The sequence below is a fragment of the Cytobacillus sp. NJ13 genome, assembly GCA_030348385.1.
Lineage (GTDB): Bacteria > Bacillota > Bacilli > Bacillales > Cytobacillaceae > Cytobacillus.
Window position 1 is genome coordinate 3,052,501 of record JAUCFP010000006.1, and the last position, 18,579, is coordinate 3,071,079.

Genomic DNA, 18,579 nt, shown 5'->3' on the forward strand with positions numbered 1-18,579 from the left:
GGGCCCCTAGTCCAAACAGTGCTCTACCTCCAAGACTCTTACTACATGAGGCTAGCCCTAAAGCTATTTCGGAGAGAACCAGCTATCTCCAAGTTCGATTGGAATTTCTCCGCTACCCACACCTCATCCCCGCACTTTTCAACGTGCGTGGGTTCGGGCCTCCATCCAGTGTTACCTGGACTTCACCCTGGACATGGGTAGATCACCTGGTTTCGGGTCTACGACCACATACTCATTCGCCCTGTTCAGACTCGCTTTCGCTGCGGCTCCGTCTCTTCAACTTAACCTCGCATGTAATCGTAACTCGCCGGTTCATTCTACAAAAGGCACGCTATCACCCATTAACGGGCTCTAACTACTTGTAGGCACACGGTTTCAGGATCTCTTTCACTCCCCTTCCGGGGTGCTTTTCACCTTTCCCTCACGGTACTGGTTCACTATCGGTCACTAGGGAGTATTTAGCCTTGGGAGATGGTCCTCCCTGCTTCCGACGGGATTTCTCGTGTCCCGCCGTACTCAGGATCCACTCTGGAGGGAACGAAGTTTCAACTACAGGGCTTTTACCTTCTCTGGCCGGCCTTTCCAGACCTGTTCATTTACCTCGTTCCTTTGTAACTCCGTGTAGAGTGTCCTACAACCCCAGGAGGCAAGCCTCCTGGTTTGGGCTAATCCCGTTTCGCTCGCCGCTACTCAGGGAATCGCGTTTGCTTTCTCTTCCTCCGGGTACTTAGATGTTTCAGTTCCCCGGGTCTGCCTTCCATACCCTATGTATTCAGGTAAAGATCCTATCCCATTACGGATAGGGGGTTTCCCCATTCGGAAATCTCCGGATCAAAGCTTACTTACAGCTCCCCGAAGCATATCGGTGTTAGTACCGTCCTTCATCGGCTCCTAGTGCCAAGGCATTCACCGTGCGCCCTTTCTAACTTAACCGTATTTGACAGGTTCATCGAAGATGAACAAGATCAAAGGTTTTTAACTCTATTTAACATAGAGAGAATTCACTAAAATGGCGATTACTCGGTTATTGCTTCTTCAATAACATTATCTAGTTTTCAAAGAACAAATCTTTCAATGAGAGATTGAACTCTCAAAACTGAACGAACAAAACGCGTCACGTTTCATGTAAATATCCTTAGAAAGGAGGTGATCCAGCCGCACCTTCCGATACGGCTACCTTGTTACGACTTCACCCCAATCATCTGTCCCACCTTAGGCGGCTGGCTCCAAATGGTTACCCCACCGACTTCGGGTGTTACAAACTCTCGTGGTGTGACGGGCGGTGTGTACAAGGCCCGGGAACGTATTCACCGCGGCATGCTGATCCGCGATTACTAGCGATTCCGGCTTCATGCAGGCGAGTTGCAGCCTGCAATCCGAACTGAGAATGGTTTTATGGGATTCGCTTAACCTCGCGGTCTCGCAGCCCTTTGTACCATCCATTGTAGCACGTGTGTAGCCCAGGTCATAAGGGGCATGATGATTTGACGTCATCCCCACCTTCCTCCGGTTTGTCACCGGCAGTCACCTTAGAGTGCCCAACTGAATGCTGGCAACTAAGATCAAGGGTTGCGCTCGTTGCGGGACTTAACCCAACATCTCACGACACGAGCTGACGACAACCATGCACCACCTGTCATCCTGTCCCCCGAAGGGGAACGCCCTATCTCTAGGGTTGTCAGGAGATGTCAAGACCTGGTAAGGTTCTTCGCGTTGCTTCGAATTAAACCACATGCTCCACCGCTTGTGCGGGCCCCCGTCAATTCCTTTGAGTTTCAGCCTTGCGGCCGTACTCCCCAGGCGGAGTGCTTAATGCGTTTGCTGCAGCACTAAAGGGCGGAAACCCTCTAACACTTAGCACTCATCGTTTACGGCGTGGACTACCAGGGTATCTAATCCTGTTTGCTCCCCACGCTTTCGCGCCTCAGCGTCAGTTACAGACCAAAGAGTCGCCTTCGCCACTGGTGTTCCTCCACATCTCTACGCATTTCACCGCTACACGTGGAATTCCACTCTTCTCTTCTGCACTCAAGTTCCCCAGTTTCCAATGACCCTCCCCGGTTGAGCCGGGGGCTTTCACATCAGACTTAAGGAACCGCCTGCGCGCGCTTTACGCCCAATAATTCCGGACAACGCTTGCCACCTACGTATTACCGCGGCTGCTGGCACGTAGTTAGCCGTGGCTTTCTGGTTAGGTACCGTCAAGGTACCGGCAGTTACTCCGGTACTTGTTCTTCCCTAACAACAGAGTTTTACGATCCGAAAACCTTCATCACTCACGCGGCGTTGCTCCGTCAGACTTTCGTCCATTGCGGAAGATTCCCTACTGCTGCCTCCCGTAGGAGTCTGGGCCGTGTCTCAGTCCCAGTGTGGCCGATCACCCTCTCAGGTCGGCTACGCATCGTCGCCTTGGTGAGCCGTTACCTCACCAACTAGCTAATGCGCCGCGGGCCCATCTGTAAGTGATAGCCGAAACCATCTTTCAGCTTTCCCTCATGTGAGGGAAAGAATTATCCGGTATTAGCCCCGGTTTCCCGGAGTTATCCCAGTCTTACAGGCAGGTTGCCCACGTGTTACTCACCCGTCCGCCGCTGACTTCAGGGAGCAAGCTCCCATCTGTCCGCTCGACTTGCATGTATTAGGCACGCCGCCAGCGTTCGTCCTGAGCCAGGATCAAACTCTCCATATAAGAGTTGATTAAGCTCATAAGTTGTCTTTTCAAAAAAGACTAAAGAATTAACGTTGACGTTTCTGTTTTGTTTAGTTTTCAAAGAACTAATGCGCTAACTTCTTTCGAAGTGACAACGAAATTTATCTTATCATCTTCTCTTTAAGAAGTCAACAATCTTTTTTGCTTTTTCTGTTTGATGTTCAAACAGTTTTGAAAGCTTATATCTGCCGCCGCTGTGTTGATACCTCTAAGCGACAAAAACTATCTTACAATAATATAGAACCAGTAGTCAATACCTTTTTAAAAAAAATTGCATGCGCAATAATTTTTTCTCACACACTACGAGCATACAGTTTCTCTTCATTAAAGAATATACCTTTTAGCCCAATCTTCAATTATGTCCAGCATTTCAGTGCTCAGTGGCTTTGAAAGACTCCCTTTATAAATTGACTTCAGTTTAACAATGGAAACTTCTTCTTCCTGGTCCCTAAGGAGATGGTTCATCTTCGGCACATTATAGCTCTCGGCCGAGCCATTCACTTTTTCAGCAAAAAGATGCACATGATCAGGATTTACTTGAACATCTTTCTTCCCGGTAATTGCAAGAACTGGACATGTAATCGCGGCCAAATCTTCTTTTATATTATATTGAAAATGCTCTCGTGCCCATTTTGCATTAATCTTTGTAAATCCTTTTTTCATCACCGTCTTCTCCGATTCCATCAATTCATCGAAAACCTTCTTTTGTTTGGAGACAGCAGTTTTATGAACTTTTAAAGCTCGAAGAAGAACACCATTAACCCCCTTCATCTCTTTAACTTCCTCTTCCAGCAGTCTTGCTTGTAATTCAGAAGCCTTTCTGACATTATCGGCGTGACCGGCAAGCAGGATTATTCCCGCAGTATCTGCCTGCCTATTAATAGGAGGAATTAAGGAGCATCCTTCGCTATGACCCAGCAGGAAGATTCTTTCCGGATTGATTTCCGGCAGCTCTCGCGCCGCCTTCACGGCGGCTATCCCATCATTAACTAAATCCCACATTCCTGTTTCATAAAAATCACCGCCGCTTACTCCTGCTCCCCGCTTATCATATCTGAGAACTGCCACCCCAATGGAAGCAAAAAACTCAGCAAGCATCTTATAAGCATTCATCTGCATAACCTTTGCATTGCCATCCCTGTCAACTGGACCTGAGCCATGAAATATAACAACAAGGGGAAGCTTTCCTTCCGACTCTTTCGGAAAGCTCACTGTTCCCTTTAGATTTACATCTGTATTAAAATCAGCCTCTCGTTCTTTCATTATCAAGCACCCCTCTGTAACGGCTTTACGTATAAGACGCTTACTAATAAATAACGTTCAGTTTTTTATTAAATTTTTTAAGGCAATACTAATTGCAAATCTTATTTGCAATAGAAAGGGTGGTGATTTCATGCCAAAGAAAGCAGCTGCAGAAGCAAGGGATGATGAAAGCAAAAAAGATACAGCAGGATCATCAAGCGCAAATGAAAAAAGTGAAAATGAAGTCAGCAAGCTGAATCGGATGTTAGCTGCTGTCTTGAATTATCTATCGGATGATGAGGTGGAAGAAATCGATATCGAGTATTTGCTTGCAAATACGGAAGGCCTTCGGGAATGGTGGGACCGATACAGGGAAAATAATAAGAAACAAATCGAGGAAGAAATAAAGAAATCACTTGGCTCATTATCGCTTGAGGAGCTTGAGAGTATCCGCGAACAAATAAAGAGTAAATAGCTCTGCCACATAAAAAAGACTCGTTTGCCTTAAGCATACGAGTCCTTGTTTTTTTATTGTTCCATAAGCTCTCCGCCTGTTAATTCAATATGTCCTTCCCCCCAATTGCACATTGCATCCAGGATTGGGCGAAGTGACCATCCGTAATCTGTTAAGGAATAGACGACCTTAGGAGGAACTTGATCAAAAACAGCACGGTTTACAACGCCATCCGCTTCAAGCTCGCGCAGCTGCTGAGTCAGCATTTTTTGTGTAATCCCAGGCATAAGCCGCTTAAGCTCGCTAGTTCGCTTTTCACCTTTAATTAAATGACACATGATTACAACTTTCCACTTCCCGCCAATCACATCTAATGTAGCTTCTACCGGAATATTGTAAGCCAACTTCCTTCCCCCTCTGTTTCATAGGCACTAAAAAGTACCTACATTACTTTAAAGTGCGTACTATTCATTTCGAATCATGCCATCCATAATAGCATAAGGAAGCATAAAACAAAATGGTGAAATTGACCATAGGTTACTTTTTAGTGCCTGCATTACTTTAAAGTACGTACTGTTCACCATGTTTGGCATGCTCCATAATATCTTTCATCAAGACTGTATGGCCAAGGCGCCTGGCTATGATGTCTTTGCTCCATTCAATACTTTTAATATAAGGAGGATTCATTGCCAATGAGTTCTATTGCTATAAATGCACAAAAAGAAAAAGGCGGCACACCAGCCCTGCTTGCACTCGCAATCAGTGCTTTCGGAATAGGCACCACAGAGTTTGTGCCTGTCGGCCTTTTGTCGACCATTTCAGGTGATTTGGGAATTTCCATTACATTGGCCGGTTTATTAATTTCCGGCTATGCCATGGGAGTTGCCATCGGAGCACCTGTACTAACTGCTTTGACCAGTAAAATGAACAGAAAGTCTCTGCTCATGTCATTAATGGTTTTGTTTATCATCGGTAATTCCGTCGCAGCCCTGTCCACCTCTTTTCCCCTTTTGCTGGCTGCACGTTTTATTACAGCTTTTTCACATGGCATCTTTTTCTCAATCGGCTCGACCATTGCGGCTGATTTAGTTCCTGAGAACAAACGCGCCAGTGCGATAGCCTTTATGTTCACCGGTCTGACTGTCGCAACCGTGACAGGCGTCCCGCTCGGAACGTTTATCGGGCAGACATTTGGCTGGAGAGCCACATTCTGGGGAGTGGCGCTGCTTGGGGTAATTGGAATTATCGCCAGTGCCATACTTGTTCCTAAAGATCTTAAACAAGCACCAGCTTCCAGGTTCAGTGAACAGCTGAAAATCTTAAGCAGCGGAAAACTGCTTTTAGCTTTTAGTATTACCGCACTTGGATATGGCGGAACATTTGTTGCTTTTACCTATCTGACTCCGCTTCTCGAAGATGTAACAGGGTTTAGCGCAAAATGGGTCAGCATTATTCTGCTTGCTTACGGAGTGGCCGTGGCGATTGGCAATGTTCTTGGCGGAAAAGCTTCTGACAAAGATCCATTAAATGCATTGTTTTGGATGTTTGCTCTGCAAGCCATTATTCTGGGCCTGCTTACCTTTACAGCACCTTTTAAAATTATTGGGCTTATTGCTATTTTCCTAATGGGCTTATTTGCTTTCATGAATGTGCCCGGCCTTCAAATTCTCGTGGTGAACCTGGCTGAGAAATATGTTCCTTCTGCTGTCAATGTTGCTTCCGCTTTAAATATTGCAGCTTTTAACATCGGAATTGCCATCGGCTCATTTGCCGGCGGACTGATCGTCGACTCTATCGGCTTGATTCACACACCGTGGATTGGCGGAGTAATGGTGCTAGGGGCCGTATTTCTGACGGGATGGCTAAAAAAACTTGAGAAAAAAACAAACTAACTAATTAAGGAGTGTCTTATATGAATAATCTATCTTTATCAAGTACTGCAGCACTTGCAAATGGAGTTAAAATGCCTAGGATTGGCCTTGGCGTATTTAAAGTGGAAAAGGAAGAAGAACTAATAACCGCTGTTAAAGCAGCAATTGAAACTGGATATAGAAGCATCGACACAGCTTCCATCTACGGCAACGAGGAATGGGTGGGAGAAGCCATCCGCCAGTCTGGCTTTAATAGAGAGGAACTTTTTATCACTTCAAAAGTGTGGAACTCTGATCAAGGCTATGAAGCAGCGCTTAAGGCGTTTAACACCTCGTTGGAAAAAATGGGACTTGAATATCTTGACCTTTATTTGATCCATTGGCCTGTTGAGGGGAAATACACAGAAACTTGGAGAGCACTGGAAGATTTATATAAAGAAGGTAAAATCAAAGCGATTGGCGTCAGCAACTTTCAGATCAGCCATTTAGAAAATCTGTTGAAAACAGCTGAAATCAAACCAATGATTAATCAAATTGAATTGCACCCGAAATTGGCTCAAACTGAACTTCGTGACTTTGCTGCCAAACATGATATGCACATTGAAGCTTGGGCCCCACTAATGCAAGGCGGATTATTCGAAAACGAGGTCCTGACTGAAATGGCTGAAAAACACGGAAAATCCATTGCACAAATTGTCTTAAAGTGGCACCTGCAAAACGGCATTATCGTCATCCCTAAGTCAACAAAACCTCATCGCATCAAAGAAAATGCAGATTTATTTGATTTTGAACTATCTCACCAAGATATGGAATTGATTGATTCCTTAAATGAGCATTTACGCGTCGGACCTGATCCCGACAATTTTGATTTCTAAAAAAGGAGGACGAGGAGCAGCTAGCTTCTCGTCTTTTCCTATTTATTTAATGGTTTTTTTCCTTAAAAGCGGCAATGTAATCTCTATTAATGTGCCTTCACCAATCTTGCTTTTATAAATAATGCTGCCATGATGCTGCTTAATGATTTTATGGCAAATCATAAGTCCAAGGCCTGTCCCTTTTTCTTTTAATGTATAAAAAGGTTCACCCAATCTCGGCAGAAATTCATCAGGGATTCCGCAGCCCTGGTCCTGAAAGGAAACCATACATTCTCCGTCTTTATTATTCTTGAGGGAAATTTCAATATCTCCGCCTTTATCCATAGCCTCCATGGCGTTTTTTAAAATATTTAAAAAAACCTGTTTGATTTGATTTTTTTCACATGAAATTAAAAAATCACTATCAGCATAATTCAGCTTGAACTGGATACCGTTCATATTTGCCTGAGGGGATAATAACTCTACTGTATTCACTATAATATCCGTTAAATCAGCCGTGTCCATTTGTATAGCCTGCGGTTTTCCAAGCGAAAGCATTTCAGTAGTGATATTTTCAATTCGTTCCAGTTCGCTCAGCAGTAACTCATTAATTTGCCTATTGTCGCTCTTATAAAGCTGCAGAAAACCTTTAATGGTTGTAAGCGGGTTTCGGATTTCATGGGCCACCCCGGCTGCCAGTTCCCCGACAATCGATAATTTCTCAGACTGCAAAAGAAATTCCTCTGCTTTTTTCCGCTCAGAAATATCCCTGCTGATCATGACAACATGCTCGATTACACCCTTTTCACCTTCAACCGGCATACAGCGTGACTCAAATTCAATCCAATGGCCCTCTCTGTGTTTTAGGCGGAACTCCATTGCCATTCGCACATTATTTTCGAATATCCTTTGCATGCCTGCCTGGAAATTATCCGCTTCATCCGGATGAATAACAATATCCACTTCCAGCTTTTGCAGCTCAAGCACTTCATATCCTAAAACAAACTCATGTGATGGTGATAGATAACTCAAACTGCGATCCCTGTCCATTACCGCAATTAAGTCTGATGTATTTTCAGCGATCAGCCGGTATTTAGACTCACTTTCCTCCAGCGTCTTTTCCATCCGTTTTTTTTCTGTGATGATTCGTATCAATCTTTCATAGGATTCAATCAGCAAACTCCCAACAATGACACCCAGACCCACAAACAGAATATATTGCAGATGAAAAATAGGGCTGTTCCTAAAAACGTTAAAAATTATCGGTACCGTTATAATATAAATGCCACAATATACACCATATAATATGGCCGTTTTTCTAACCGCCTTAAGGTGGCGGCTATATCTATGTACGACTGTGAAAACAATTAAAATAAGCGATAATCCTATTATGGCTGGCAGCCAATTCTCACTGATTACAAGCCTTGATACAAGGGCAATTATTCCGGTAATAAACCCTGCCCTTGGCCCCAAATAGGAAAATACCAAAATCAGAATGGCGTAACGAATATCATAGGAATAACCCTGCTCGTTAAAAGATAAACCCACAAGAATGACAGAAATAATTCCTGCATAGAGGCCGCCCAAAAGATGCTGGTCCTTAAGCGGTTTATGATTGATAAACGAGCGGAGAATTAAAGGCACACTGACCAATAATGAAAAAATGGAGAGATTAACAATGTAGTCTAATAGTATCAATGAGGCTCCCACCTATTTTGAGAAATTCTTAATATTCTTTCTTTATCATAAACCAGAGGTGATGACCTTTCCACTACTATTTTAGGAGCCTCTATAGGATATGCTGGAACTGATTTAAAAAGGGCCGAGCCCTGGAAGGATAGGCCCTTTTTCGTTAAACTTTCTTCACAAACTCCGACTTCAGCTTCATTGCGCCAAAGCCATCGATCCTACAGTCAATATCATGATCCCCATCCACGAGGCGAATATTTTTCACCTTGGTTCCAATCTTAATAACGGAAGAAGTGCCTTTCACTTTAAGATCTTTAATGACTGATACCGTATCTCCATCAGTAAGTACATTTCCATTAGAATCCTTTATCACCTTTTCGTCCTCAAAACTGTTGATTTCGGATTCAGCTGTCCACTCATGTGCACATACCGGACATACAAAGAGCAGCCCGTCCTCGTACGTATACTCTGAACTGCATTTCGGGCAATTAGGCAAGCTAGACATTTCGTTTTCCTCCATTGTTCAGCATTTTTTTCCGTTTAGCCATGAATACGAATATCATGACAGCCGCTATAATAATGAATGCTATAACAGTATATAAGATATAGGTTGAATCTTCATTCACATCCTGAGGAATAAACCGATTGGCAATGGATCCCGCAGACAAAAACAGGGGTAATATAATCGTAAACCATGTTTTCGTATAAATAGCAGATACGATAAATATAACCGCACAAATTGCCACAATCACATTATTCTGAAAGGGCGTTGCTGTAAAAACCGGTTCAAACCCCTGTTTCTGATTCCAAAGTAACAACATAACCATTAAGCCTGTCACAGCAACGCTAGCTCCTAAAAGAAGAACTGCACTCCACTTGGAATGAAGAAATTTAGGAAGCACTCTGAAAATCAGAAGACCATAAGCTCCGACTGCAATTACTCCTGCGATAATAGCGATCCAAAGTGTACCTTTGGATAAAGAAAATTCCCCTTCAATTGCAGGACCTATGCTGACATAAGCACCCAGCAAAAGGATCATCAGCGGCACCAGCCCCGCCATCTGACGATAATCGGTACTCATTGATTCTCCGATGCTTTTCATATATTGCTTTGGGCTATCTCCGATAATATAAGACACATCTTTACCATCGGCTTCAGCTTCCATTAAATGCACTTCAAGCTCTTCAGTTATTTCATTTATTTCATCATCGTTTTTCCCTTTTGACATCAGGTAAAAACGAAGCTCTGTCAAAAACTGTTCAGACTCTTTTGAGACCATTCTTCATATCCCCCTTTTTATTCAATACATTGTCAACAGATGAACTTACCTGTTCCCAGCGCCCAATAAACAGCTCCAGCTCCTGTTCGCCTTTTTCAGTTAATGTGTAATATTTTCGTTTAGGTCCAGCTGTTGACTTTCGCAAAGTAGCACTGATCAGCCCTTCTTTTTGCATACGCAGAAGCAGCGGATAAATGGTGCCTTCGCTCAATGAGCGAAATCCATATGAATCCAATTTCGCCGCCAATTCATACCCATATATCTCCCCTTCTTTAATTATGGCTAATAAACAGCCGTCCAGAATTCCTTTTAACATTTGCGTGGTATCTGACATTGACCTTACTCCTTCCACTACCTTGTATTACAAGATTATCACCTGCAGTTAAATACCTTGCAATACAAGATATACTCTTACTATAACTCTCACTATATTGTAATGCAAGGTATTATTGTAAAAACCAGGTAATTTTTTTCTAATCAATCAAACGTTTGATTGAACTATTTTTACTGCCATATCGATTGTTTTTAGCCAAAGAGGGAATCATAAGTTAATGTGGACCAGTGCCTGACCATTGGCCGCCGTTTTATCAAAACGGCTTTATCTAAAACTTACGCTTAACATATTCTCAATTATAAACTTAAATTTCATATTAGTTGAGATTGATGCAGGCAAAAAAAGGGTATTTAAAATAAGGAAGAGTTATACTGTTATTAAGGAGCTCAAGACTGTTTTGAAAGTTCCATTCCGAAATGATTTCACCCTAAAAAAAGCGTAATTAAACATTGGAGTCTTATCTTGTCATTTAAAGTTTCCGCCCTTCAGCCGAAAAGGAGCAAATTTTCACAGCTTATCCCTTGACAAAAAATATATCGTATATGATAATTATTACCGAATTAGAATTATTATTAAATAGTTCGCTATTTAATTAATAATCATATCACTCAACCATTTAAGGAGGAATTTTATCATGGCATTAATCGGTTCAGAAGTACTACCATTCGCAGCAAAAGCTTACCATAACGGTGATTTCATCGATGTTACTGAAGAAAACTTAAAAGGAAAGTGGAGCGTAGTATGCTTCTACCCAGCAGACTTCACATTCGTATGCCCTACTGAATTAGAAGACCTTCAAAATGAATATGCAACTTTAAAAGATATGGGAGCAGAAGTTTATTCTGTATCAACTGATACTCACTTCACTCATAAAGCATGGCACGATAACTCAGAAACAATCAACAAGATTGAATACGTTATGATTGGTGACCCTAACCAGAGAATTTCCCGCAACTTCGAAGTTCTGAACGAAGAAGATGGACTGGCAGAACGCGGAACATTCATCATCGATCCAGATGGCATCATCCAAACTGTTGAAATCAACGCTGGCGGAATTGGCCGTGACGCAAGCCAGGTTGTAAGCAAGCTTAAAGCAGCTCAATATGTACGCAACAACCCAGGTGAAGTTTGCCCGGCTAAGTGGAAAGAAGGATCTGAAACACTTAAGCCAAGCCTTGATCTAGTAGGTAAAATCTAAGGAGCACGATAATCATGTTACTTGATGCAGATATAAAAGCACAATTAGCTCAATATCTTCAGATGATGGAGGGCGACATCCTTCTAAAAGTCAGCGCTGGATCAGATAAAGTATCCAGCGACATGCTGGCTTTAGTAGATGAGCTAGCCAATATGTCCTCCCACATTAAAGTTGAGCGTACTGAATTACAAAGGACGCCAAGCTTTAGTGTAAATCGTCCAGGTGAAGATACTGGCATTACCTTTGCCGGCATTCCTCTTGGACATGAATTTACTTCCTTAGTGCTTGCTCTGCTTCAAGTTAGCGGAAGGGCACCTAAGGTTGATCAGAAAGTCATCGACCAGGTGAAGAAGATTGAGGGCGAATATCGTTTTGAAACTTATGTCAGCTTAAGCTGCCACAACTGCCCTGATGTGGTACAGGCTCTTAACGTCATGAGTGTCCTTAATCCTAATATTTCACACACAATGATCGATGGTGCAGCTTACAAAGAAGAAGTAGATGCTAAAGAAATCATGGCAGTGCCGACAGTTCTTCTAAATGGCGAATCATTCGGCAGCGGCCGTATGTCCCTTGAAGAAATTTTGGCGAAAATGGGAACAGGCCCTGACGCATCAGAGTTTGCAGATAAGGATCCTTATGATGTGCTTGTCATTGGCGGCGGCCCTGCGGGATCAAGCGCGGCAATCTATGCTGCACGCAAAGGCATCCGCACCGGCATCGTTGCTGAACGCTTTGGCGGCCAGGTAATGGATACTTTAGGCATCGAAAACTTTATCAGTGTGAAGCATACAGAAGGCCCTAAGCTTGTCGCAAGCCTTGAAGAACACGTGAAAGATTATGGCATCGATGTCATGAATCTGCAGCGTGCAAAGAGACTTGAAAAGAAGGACCTTGTTGAAATCGAACTTGAAAACGGTGCTGTTCTGAAAAGTAAATCAGTCATCCTTTCAACTGGTGCACGCTGGAGAAATGTCAACGTGCCAGGCGAAGCAGAGTTCAAAAACAAAGGGGTAGCTTACTGCCCTCACTGTGATGGCCCTTTATTTGAAGGCAAAGACGTAGCGGTTATCGGCGGAGGCAACTCTGGTGTAGAAGCGGCCATTGACCTTGCAGGGATTGTTAACCATGTAACGGTTATCGAATTCAATCCTGAATTGAAAGCAGATGCCGTTCTGCAGGAGCGTCTGAACAGCCTTCCAAACGTAACGGTTGTCACAAATGCTCAGACAACTGAAATTACCGGAACTGACAAAGTAAACGGTATTTCATACATGGATCGTGATTCAGAAAAACAACACCATGTTGAACTGCAAGGTGTATTCGTCCAAATCGGCCTGGTTCCTAACACAGATTGGTTAGGCGACCAGATCGAGCGTACCCGCTTCGGTGAAATCGTTGTGGACAAGCGCGGTGCCACCAACATCCCTGGTGTATTTGCTGCAGGAGACTGTACAGACAGTGCTTATAAGCAAATCATTATCTCCATGGGATCTGGTGCGACGGCCGCTCTAGGTGCGTTTGATTATCTGATCCGTAATTAATTTTCGAAACTAAGCCGCTTACTGCTTTGCAGGAGCGGTTTTTTCTATCTGGCTATTTTTAAAAGGTCCCATTTGTGCAAAGTGGGCCATTGTATCTTACTCTAAGTTCGGACTCACTTCCCTGGTTTTATGCTTCTGCTGTCCGAATGAGCACTAAGTTCGGACTCACTTCCACGGATTTATGCTTCTGCTGTCCGAATGAGCATTAGGTTCAGACTCACTTCCCCGGATTCATGCTTCTGCTGTCCGAATGAGCACTAAGTTCGGACTCACTTCCCTGGTTTTATGCTTCTGCTGTCCGAATGAGCACTAAGTTCGGACTCACTTCCCTGGTTTTATGCTTCTGCTGTCTGAATGAGCATTTGGTTCAGACTCACTTCCCCGGATTCATGCTTCTGCTGTCCGAATGAGCACTAAGTTCGGACTCACTTCCCTGGTTTTATGCTTCTGCTGTCCGAATGAGCACTAAGTTCGGACTCACTTCCCTGGTTTTATGCTTCTGCTGTCCGAATGAGCATTAGGTTCAGGCTTTTTGCTTAAGTACTCTGGTTAAACCAACTCTTTTGACAAGTTGAAAGGCAACAGTCTTCTATTTCAATCAAACGTTTGATTGAAATTTAAAAAGGCACAGCATAACTGTGCTCCCATCATTCCTATCAGTGAACCAATAAACCTTCATTATATTCTCGAGTGGTGGCCAATACTCCTTCTTTGCATCAATAAGATCATCTAAAACCTTTTTACAAAGATGGCGGATGGAATCCATTTTATTAAGCTTGAATGCCTGTTAGGCTTTATCCATTTAATTCACCGCCATCCTCCCCAGCAGTCCATTCTCATCAATAATATCCTGCAGATCATAAACGGAAATCGGAAACATCGGAAATCCATAGGCATATGGCGTTATTTCGTAGAGCTGAAAATAGATGATCAGTGCTTTGTCTGCTATATAAAAGTCCTGATCAGGCTTAATGGCTTGAAAGTCTACAAGCAGTGGAATGTCTCGCTGTTTAATTTGAATTGAGATCAGCTCAGACAGGCGTTTTACATAATCACTGCCCGGCTTAAATAAATCCTTTAAGGAAACCTGATTCCCCTTTTGCAGATCAAACGTCAGAGATTTTATAACCGTCATACCATGTGCCGCATGATAATGATACACGTAATTGGATAAAGACAAGCTCAGGACGTCTCGCTGATTATTTTTAATCTCATAATATCCATATAAGTCTACTACTGTCGTATCCATGGCACCTGTTTGCTGGGTAATGAGCTGCTGATTCTCCTTCACTATCGTGCTATTTATAAGATCCTGAAGCTGCCTGTTTTGCATCCCAGTCACACGGGGGTAATAGACCACTTTGGTGGGCCCGGTGCTGATCGTCATCGTTTTGATGCCTGCTGGAAAGTTTATTGCCACAGTAATCCATCCTTTTTGGGTTTTTAACTATCCTATTCAAGTTAGGGCATATTGGATCACACCTCTTCCCAAACACACAAAGCCAGCTCCTGCTGCTATAATAATTCTGCAGCAAAAACTGGCTATTTTAAAAGATATCCTTCACTTTTTTCCGCGGTTCCTAAATCGTTTCCGCCAATCTCCAAATCGCAAATTCCTGGTTATTATGTTTTTCTGCTGCTGTGGGTGCTCCATTCGCTGCTTCCATCACTTTTCGATAGATTTCTTCTCCGATTTCTTCAATCGTGTTCAAACCATCAATGATTTTACCTGCATTTACATCGATATGTTCGGACATGATCTCGTACAGTTTTGGATTTGTTCCAATCTTTATCACCGGTACAATTGGCGAACCGGTCGGGGAGCCTTTTCCCGTGGAGAATAGCACAATTTGCGCTCCTCCTGCCGCAAGCCCGGCTACCGACTCCACATCATAACCCGGTGTATCCATAAAGATAAATCCCTTTTCAGCTGGCTTTTGAGCATAAGCCACTACTTCCATTAAAGGAGAATTGCCGCCTTTTTTAATACATCCCAATGATTTTTCTTCCAGTGTCGTTAAACCGCCGGCCATATTTCCTGGGGTAGGATTTGCGGATCTGATATCTTCACCCGTATCCCTGATTCTCATCTCATAGTCCTTTACAATTTTCAGGAATTTCTCTCCTACTCCAGGATTTACAGCCCGATTGGCTAATATATGCTCCGCTCCGATTGCTTCTGTTGTTTCGGCTAAAATACTAGTGCCGCCATCTCTTACAACCGCATCAGAGCACACCCCGATTGCAGGGTTTGCCGTTATTCCAGACCAGGCATCCGATCCGCCGCATTCAAGGCCAATCGTTAATTCAGTTATATCAGCTGTTTCTTTTTGCTCATTCCGGCTTCGTTCCATTGCCTTTTCAAGCCAAAGTTTTCCTTCATTAAGGACGACCGATATGGACTGTCCCTTTTGAAAAGTAATCGCATGTACATGGTGGCCATCCTTCTTCAGCGCTGAAACAATTTCTTCAGCGGGGTCACCCTCACCCATCCCTAAAAAAAGTGCGGCGCTGACATTTGGATGGCCGGCTGTCCCTCTAAGAGTTCGGATCGTCTGTTCTAAGTCCTCTGGGTATTGGGCCTTTCCTGCTTGATGTGCTACAGGAATTACACCCGGTACAAGCTGGGCCATTTTCTTCGTAAGGCCGGCCAATTCACCAGCCGTATTAATAACGATTACATGATTTCTTACACCAATACTCCCGTTTGCCCGGCGATATCCTTCAAATGTTTTCATCGCTGCTGCACCTCCATAAGAGCACTCAATCGTTCCTCTTCTTTTAATCCGCGGACATTGGAAACGTGAACATGGTAACCAGGACTAATTTCTTCCGTTGAGATACCCATGCAATCCCCATATTTAATGATCTTGCTGTCTTTAGGGATATAAATGGCGGCAATCTTATGCCCATACGGGATATTCTCTTTGATTTCGATTGCTTCATGTTCGCCCTGTACTGCCAGGAATTCGCCCGGCTTTATGCTTCTGAGTGCAACTGCTACATTGTCTTTTCTGTCCAGCTTGATCGCATTGTATTTTTGGCTCATCATACTACCTCCATTCCTGGCATTAAAATGTTGTACCTATATGAGGAATAGAGAATTCCCCTAATTCCAGTTTTTCCAAGCTTGTTTGTTTTCCCGAGCAGATTTCCAGCAGATCGGCTATTACGGCTTCCGCCTGATCCGAAACCTCTCCTTCGCCGACTCTAAAATCAACAAGCTCGTCAAAATAATCATCTTGATTTTTAGGTGTTATCGTCATACATGGCAAAGCGGCTGAACCGGTAAGTACTCCCCTGCTGCTCACAATCATGACTATATTGCATCCGCTTGATGCCATATTTGACAATGCCTCAACAATATTTCCCGGAACGGTGATCAGATACACGCCTCTTTCGGCAGGAATTTCACTATATCCAAGCAAACTCTTAATCGGGCTGGTGCCAGTTATCTCTGCTTCAAGAACTGCTTGTGACCTTTCCTTTTCGGAAAATCCCTGATAAGCAGGGGCTTCAGTGCTTATCTCTTTCCAGCGTTTCCGCTGCAGCCCTTCTCCCATTACTCTTAATCTATTTTTAACCTCTTCCCTTGCGGATCTTTCTGACAGAAGTCCCCCTGCTGGCTCTAAAGTTTTAGAGAGGCCCACTATGACATTGGCCTCATTATGGACCAATCTGTCAACAGCTTCTCCTATTACTGGAGCCATCTTAAATAAGGAGTCTTCGTCAAGGTCAGCTGTTAAAATTCCTACTGTCAGTGAAGATAGCGGCATGCGCTGACGCTCTTGGCCAGCTGCTTCTCTTGCCCATTGCTCAGCTATTTCGACACCTTTTTTAATTGTGTTCTCTCCTCCGGCCATCTGCTGAATTCCTATACCTTTCACAGGCTTTGTATCTGGTATGCTTTCAAGCAGTCCGCTGATTTGATTTGTTTCACAGCCCAATCCGACAAGAAGGGCTGAGTGCAGATTCGGATTTGAGGAGATGCCAACGAGCATGTTCTTAGTTAATTTAAAATCATCTCCAAGCTGTGCACAGCCATTGCCATGAACGAACGGAACCGTACCGGGAACCTTATCCGAGATTTCTTTGGCTACGACACTGGAACAAACAACTGAACAGATAATTCCAATGTGATTTCTAATTCCTACAGTTCCGTCTTCTCTGATAAAACCTTCAAAAGAATATTCCAACACCAAACTCCCCTTCCATTTGCATGAATTATATAAAAATTACAAAAATTTAAACAGCAGGATCTTCAATTCCTGGATCTTGTTTTGCTTTTTGGCTCCCTTCAAACGATTCCACTTTTCCATCAATGCCTTTTTTCTTCTGATACTTATCTGCAAGAATTACTGCGATTGGAACAAGCAATGCCGTACTGATAGTTGCGATTGAAATTTGAGCAGAGGCAACAGCTACTAAATCCTGATAAACCTGAGCCTCGGCTGCTGTCATTAAGCCAGATCCGGCTGCAACCGATGCAGCCGCTGCAATGGCAGCGGGCGTTGCTACTGCATTGCCGGCAGTTGAAGCCTCAGCCCATGGAGCGATATAGCTTTTCTCCCGGAAAAGCTTGAATGTAAGTACCATTGCTCCCCCTGAGAAGATTACTGTCATGAACGCCAGGACAATTCCAGCTCCTACAACTTCCGGGTTAAAGAAGCTTGCCAGATTCATACCCGCACCTAATGCGAAGGCAAAGAAAGGAATAACAAGTGTTTCACCGGCTGCAAGAAAATTTCGGATCTCAGGGTCAAGGTTACCTAAAATCATTCCAATTAAAATTGGCAGCAGAACTGCAATAAAGGCAATAAGCGGGAAGTTAGCTCCCATTAATCCTAAAGCCATTAGTGTGAAAAACGGTCCATCGTTCAAAGAGAGAACAGCTGTAGCCCCCACATCCGAACGATTCCCATACTGCCCGGTCAATGCTGCATACATCCCGCCATTGCCATTTGTCATCGCTGCGATGATCGCCATGGTTGATAACCCAAGGAACCCATTCACCGGATCTGACATTATACCCCAAAGCATTCCGATGAAAAAACCAGCCAAATATTTCGATGTTGTTAATAGAACACCCTTTTTTAAAGCTTTTCCTCCTACCCGGAGATTCATCTGGCTTCCGGCACAGAACAGGAATAAAGCACACAGGGTTAACGCACCGTCTTTAAACAATGCCTGCGTGAAGCCCCCTATTTTCAAAAATTCATAGTTTCCGTCCGGTGTAGGCGCTACACCTAAACCTTTGAGCAACTCCATAATAAAAGGAAGATGAAGCTGATCAATTGTATTTAATAAGGCTCCTAACAATAATGGCACAACCATCAGACCGCCTGGAACTTTGTCAATTGTCTGCTTGATTTGCATCTTAACACTCTCCTTATTCATATTAAA

At 43.6% G+C, this 18,579-nt stretch carries 17 protein-coding genes and 2 rRNA genes (1 of these 19 only partly in view); 5 read left to right on the forward strand and 14 right to left on the reverse strand.

The window, feature by feature from the left end; translation table 11 throughout:
• The 3 genes from QUF73_15245 to QUF73_15255 all read right to left on the reverse strand — a co-directional run.
• A 23S ribosomal RNA gene (locus QUF73_15245) occupies positions 1 to 933 on the reverse strand; it reaches 2,003 nt to the left of the window's first position.
• Between the two features lie 206 nt (positions 934 to 1,139).
• Positions 1,140 to 2,689, reverse strand: a 16S ribosomal RNA gene (locus QUF73_15250).
• Together the 16S and 23S rRNA genes form the textbook arrangement of a ribosomal RNA operon.
• Positions 2,690 to 3,034: 345 nt before the next feature.
• Positions 3,035 to 3,973 carry an alpha/beta hydrolase gene (locus QUF73_15255; protein ID MDM5227537.1) on the reverse strand — a complete coding sequence of 313 codons (939 nt, stop codon included), beginning with the start codon at positions 3,971 to 3,973 and terminating at the stop codon, positions 3,035 to 3,037.
• Between the two features lie 130 nt (positions 3,974 to 4,103).
• Here QUF73_15255 and QUF73_15260 point away from each other — a divergent pair, with 130 nt between their 5' ends.
• Positions 4,104 to 4,427: a hypothetical protein gene (locus tag QUF73_15260; protein MDM5227538.1), complete on the forward strand. Its 324-nt coding sequence runs from the start codon at positions 4,104 to 4,106 to the stop codon at positions 4,425 to 4,427.
• A 53-nt stretch (positions 4,428 to 4,480) separates the two neighbouring features.
• Here the strand turns inward: QUF73_15260 and QUF73_15265 are convergent, their stop codons facing one another.
• Positions 4,481 to 4,810, reverse strand: coding sequence for a helix-turn-helix domain-containing protein (locus QUF73_15265; protein ID MDM5227539.1), 330 nt, complete (start codon positions 4,808 to 4,810; stop codon positions 4,481 to 4,483).
• Positions 4,811 to 4,967: 157 nt separating this feature from the next.
• Positions 4,968 to 5,099, reverse strand: a complete 132-nt coding sequence (locus QUF73_15270; GenBank protein ID MDM5227540.1) for a hypothetical protein — start codon at positions 5,097 to 5,099, stop codon at positions 4,968 to 4,970.
• Between QUF73_15270 and QUF73_15275 the strand changes: the two genes are divergently transcribed.
• The gene (locus tag QUF73_15275; protein ID MDM5227541.1) at positions 5,099 to 6,298 is read left to right on the forward strand and encodes an MFS transporter; all 1,200 of its coding nucleotides are present in this window, start codon (positions 5,099 to 5,101) and stop codon (positions 6,296 to 6,298) included. The two genes, QUF73_15270 and QUF73_15275, sit on opposite strands and share 1 nt — an antisense overlap.
• A 20-nt stretch (positions 6,299 to 6,318) precedes the next feature.
• Positions 6,319 to 7,152 (forward strand): aldo/keto reductase, encoded by an 834-nt coding sequence (locus QUF73_15280; GenBank protein ID MDM5227542.1) that lies wholly within the window; start codon positions 6,319 to 6,321, stop codon positions 7,150 to 7,152.
• 42 nt (positions 7,153 to 7,194) lie between these two features.
• Here QUF73_15280 and QUF73_15285 read toward each other — a convergent pair whose 3' ends face one another.
• From QUF73_15285 to QUF73_15300, 4 genes are all read right to left on the reverse strand, one after another.
• Positions 7,195 to 8,829: an ATP-binding protein gene (locus QUF73_15285; GenBank protein MDM5227543.1), complete on the reverse strand. Its 1,635-nt coding sequence runs from the start codon at positions 8,827 to 8,829 to the stop codon at positions 7,195 to 7,197.
• A gap of 154 nt (positions 8,830 to 8,983) precedes the next feature.
• Complete coding sequence (locus QUF73_15290) at positions 8,984 to 9,325, reverse strand: zinc ribbon domain-containing protein YjdM (GenBank protein MDM5227544.1); 342 nt, start codon at positions 9,323 to 9,325, stop codon at positions 8,984 to 8,986.
• Positions 9,318 to 10,100, reverse strand: coding sequence for a hypothetical protein (locus tag QUF73_15295; GenBank protein ID MDM5227545.1), 783 nt, complete (start codon positions 10,098 to 10,100; stop codon positions 9,318 to 9,320). Before QUF73_15295 ends, QUF73_15290 begins: the two co-directional genes overlap by 8 nt.
• Positions 10,081 to 10,434 carry a PadR family transcriptional regulator gene (locus QUF73_15300; GenBank protein MDM5227546.1) on the reverse strand — a complete coding sequence of 118 codons (354 nt, stop codon included), beginning with the start codon at positions 10,432 to 10,434 and terminating at the stop codon, positions 10,081 to 10,083. Before QUF73_15300 ends, QUF73_15295 begins: the two co-directional genes overlap by 20 nt.
• 634 nt (positions 10,435 to 11,068) lie before the next feature.
• Between QUF73_15300 and ahpC the strand changes: the two genes are divergently transcribed.
• Positions 11,069 to 11,632 (forward strand): alkyl hydroperoxide reductase subunit C, encoded by a 564-nt coding sequence (ahpC, locus tag QUF73_15305; GenBank protein MDM5227547.1) that lies wholly within the window; start codon positions 11,069 to 11,071, stop codon positions 11,630 to 11,632.
• A gap of 14 nt (positions 11,633 to 11,646) precedes the next feature.
• Positions 11,647 to 13,176, forward strand: coding sequence for an alkyl hydroperoxide reductase subunit F (gene ahpF, locus QUF73_15310; protein ID MDM5227548.1), 1,530 nt, complete (start codon positions 11,647 to 11,649; stop codon positions 13,174 to 13,176).
• A gap of 802 nt (positions 13,177 to 13,978) precedes the next feature.
• Here ahpF and QUF73_15315 read toward each other — a convergent pair.
• The 5 genes from QUF73_15315 to QUF73_15335 form a co-directional block, all read right to left on the reverse strand.
• Complete coding sequence (locus tag QUF73_15315) at positions 13,979 to 14,596, reverse strand: DUF3298 domain-containing protein (GenBank protein MDM5227549.1); 618 nt, start codon at positions 14,594 to 14,596, stop codon at positions 13,979 to 13,981.
• A 160-nt stretch (positions 14,597 to 14,756) separates the two neighbouring features.
• Positions 14,757 to 15,914 carry a UxaA family hydrolase gene (locus tag QUF73_15320; GenBank protein ID MDM5227550.1) on the reverse strand — a complete coding sequence of 386 codons (1,158 nt, stop codon included), beginning with the start codon at positions 15,912 to 15,914 and terminating at the stop codon, positions 14,757 to 14,759.
• A complete protein-coding gene (locus QUF73_15325) occupies positions 15,911 to 16,228 on the reverse strand; it encodes a UxaA family hydrolase (GenBank protein MDM5227551.1) in 318 nt (105 codons plus the stop codon). The genes QUF73_15320 and QUF73_15325 overlap by 4 nt, the downstream gene beginning before the upstream one ends.
• A 19-nt stretch (positions 16,229 to 16,247) precedes the next feature.
• Complete coding sequence (locus QUF73_15330) at positions 16,248 to 17,372, reverse strand: UxaA family hydrolase (protein ID MDM5227552.1); 1,125 nt, start codon at positions 17,370 to 17,372, stop codon at positions 16,248 to 16,250.
• 49 nt (positions 17,373 to 17,421) lie between these two features.
• Positions 17,422 to 18,552 (reverse strand): 2-keto-3-deoxygluconate permease, encoded by a 1,131-nt coding sequence (locus QUF73_15335; GenBank protein ID MDM5227553.1) that lies wholly within the window; start codon positions 18,550 to 18,552, stop codon positions 17,422 to 17,424.
• Between the last annotated feature and the right edge of the window lie 27 nt (positions 18,553 to 18,579).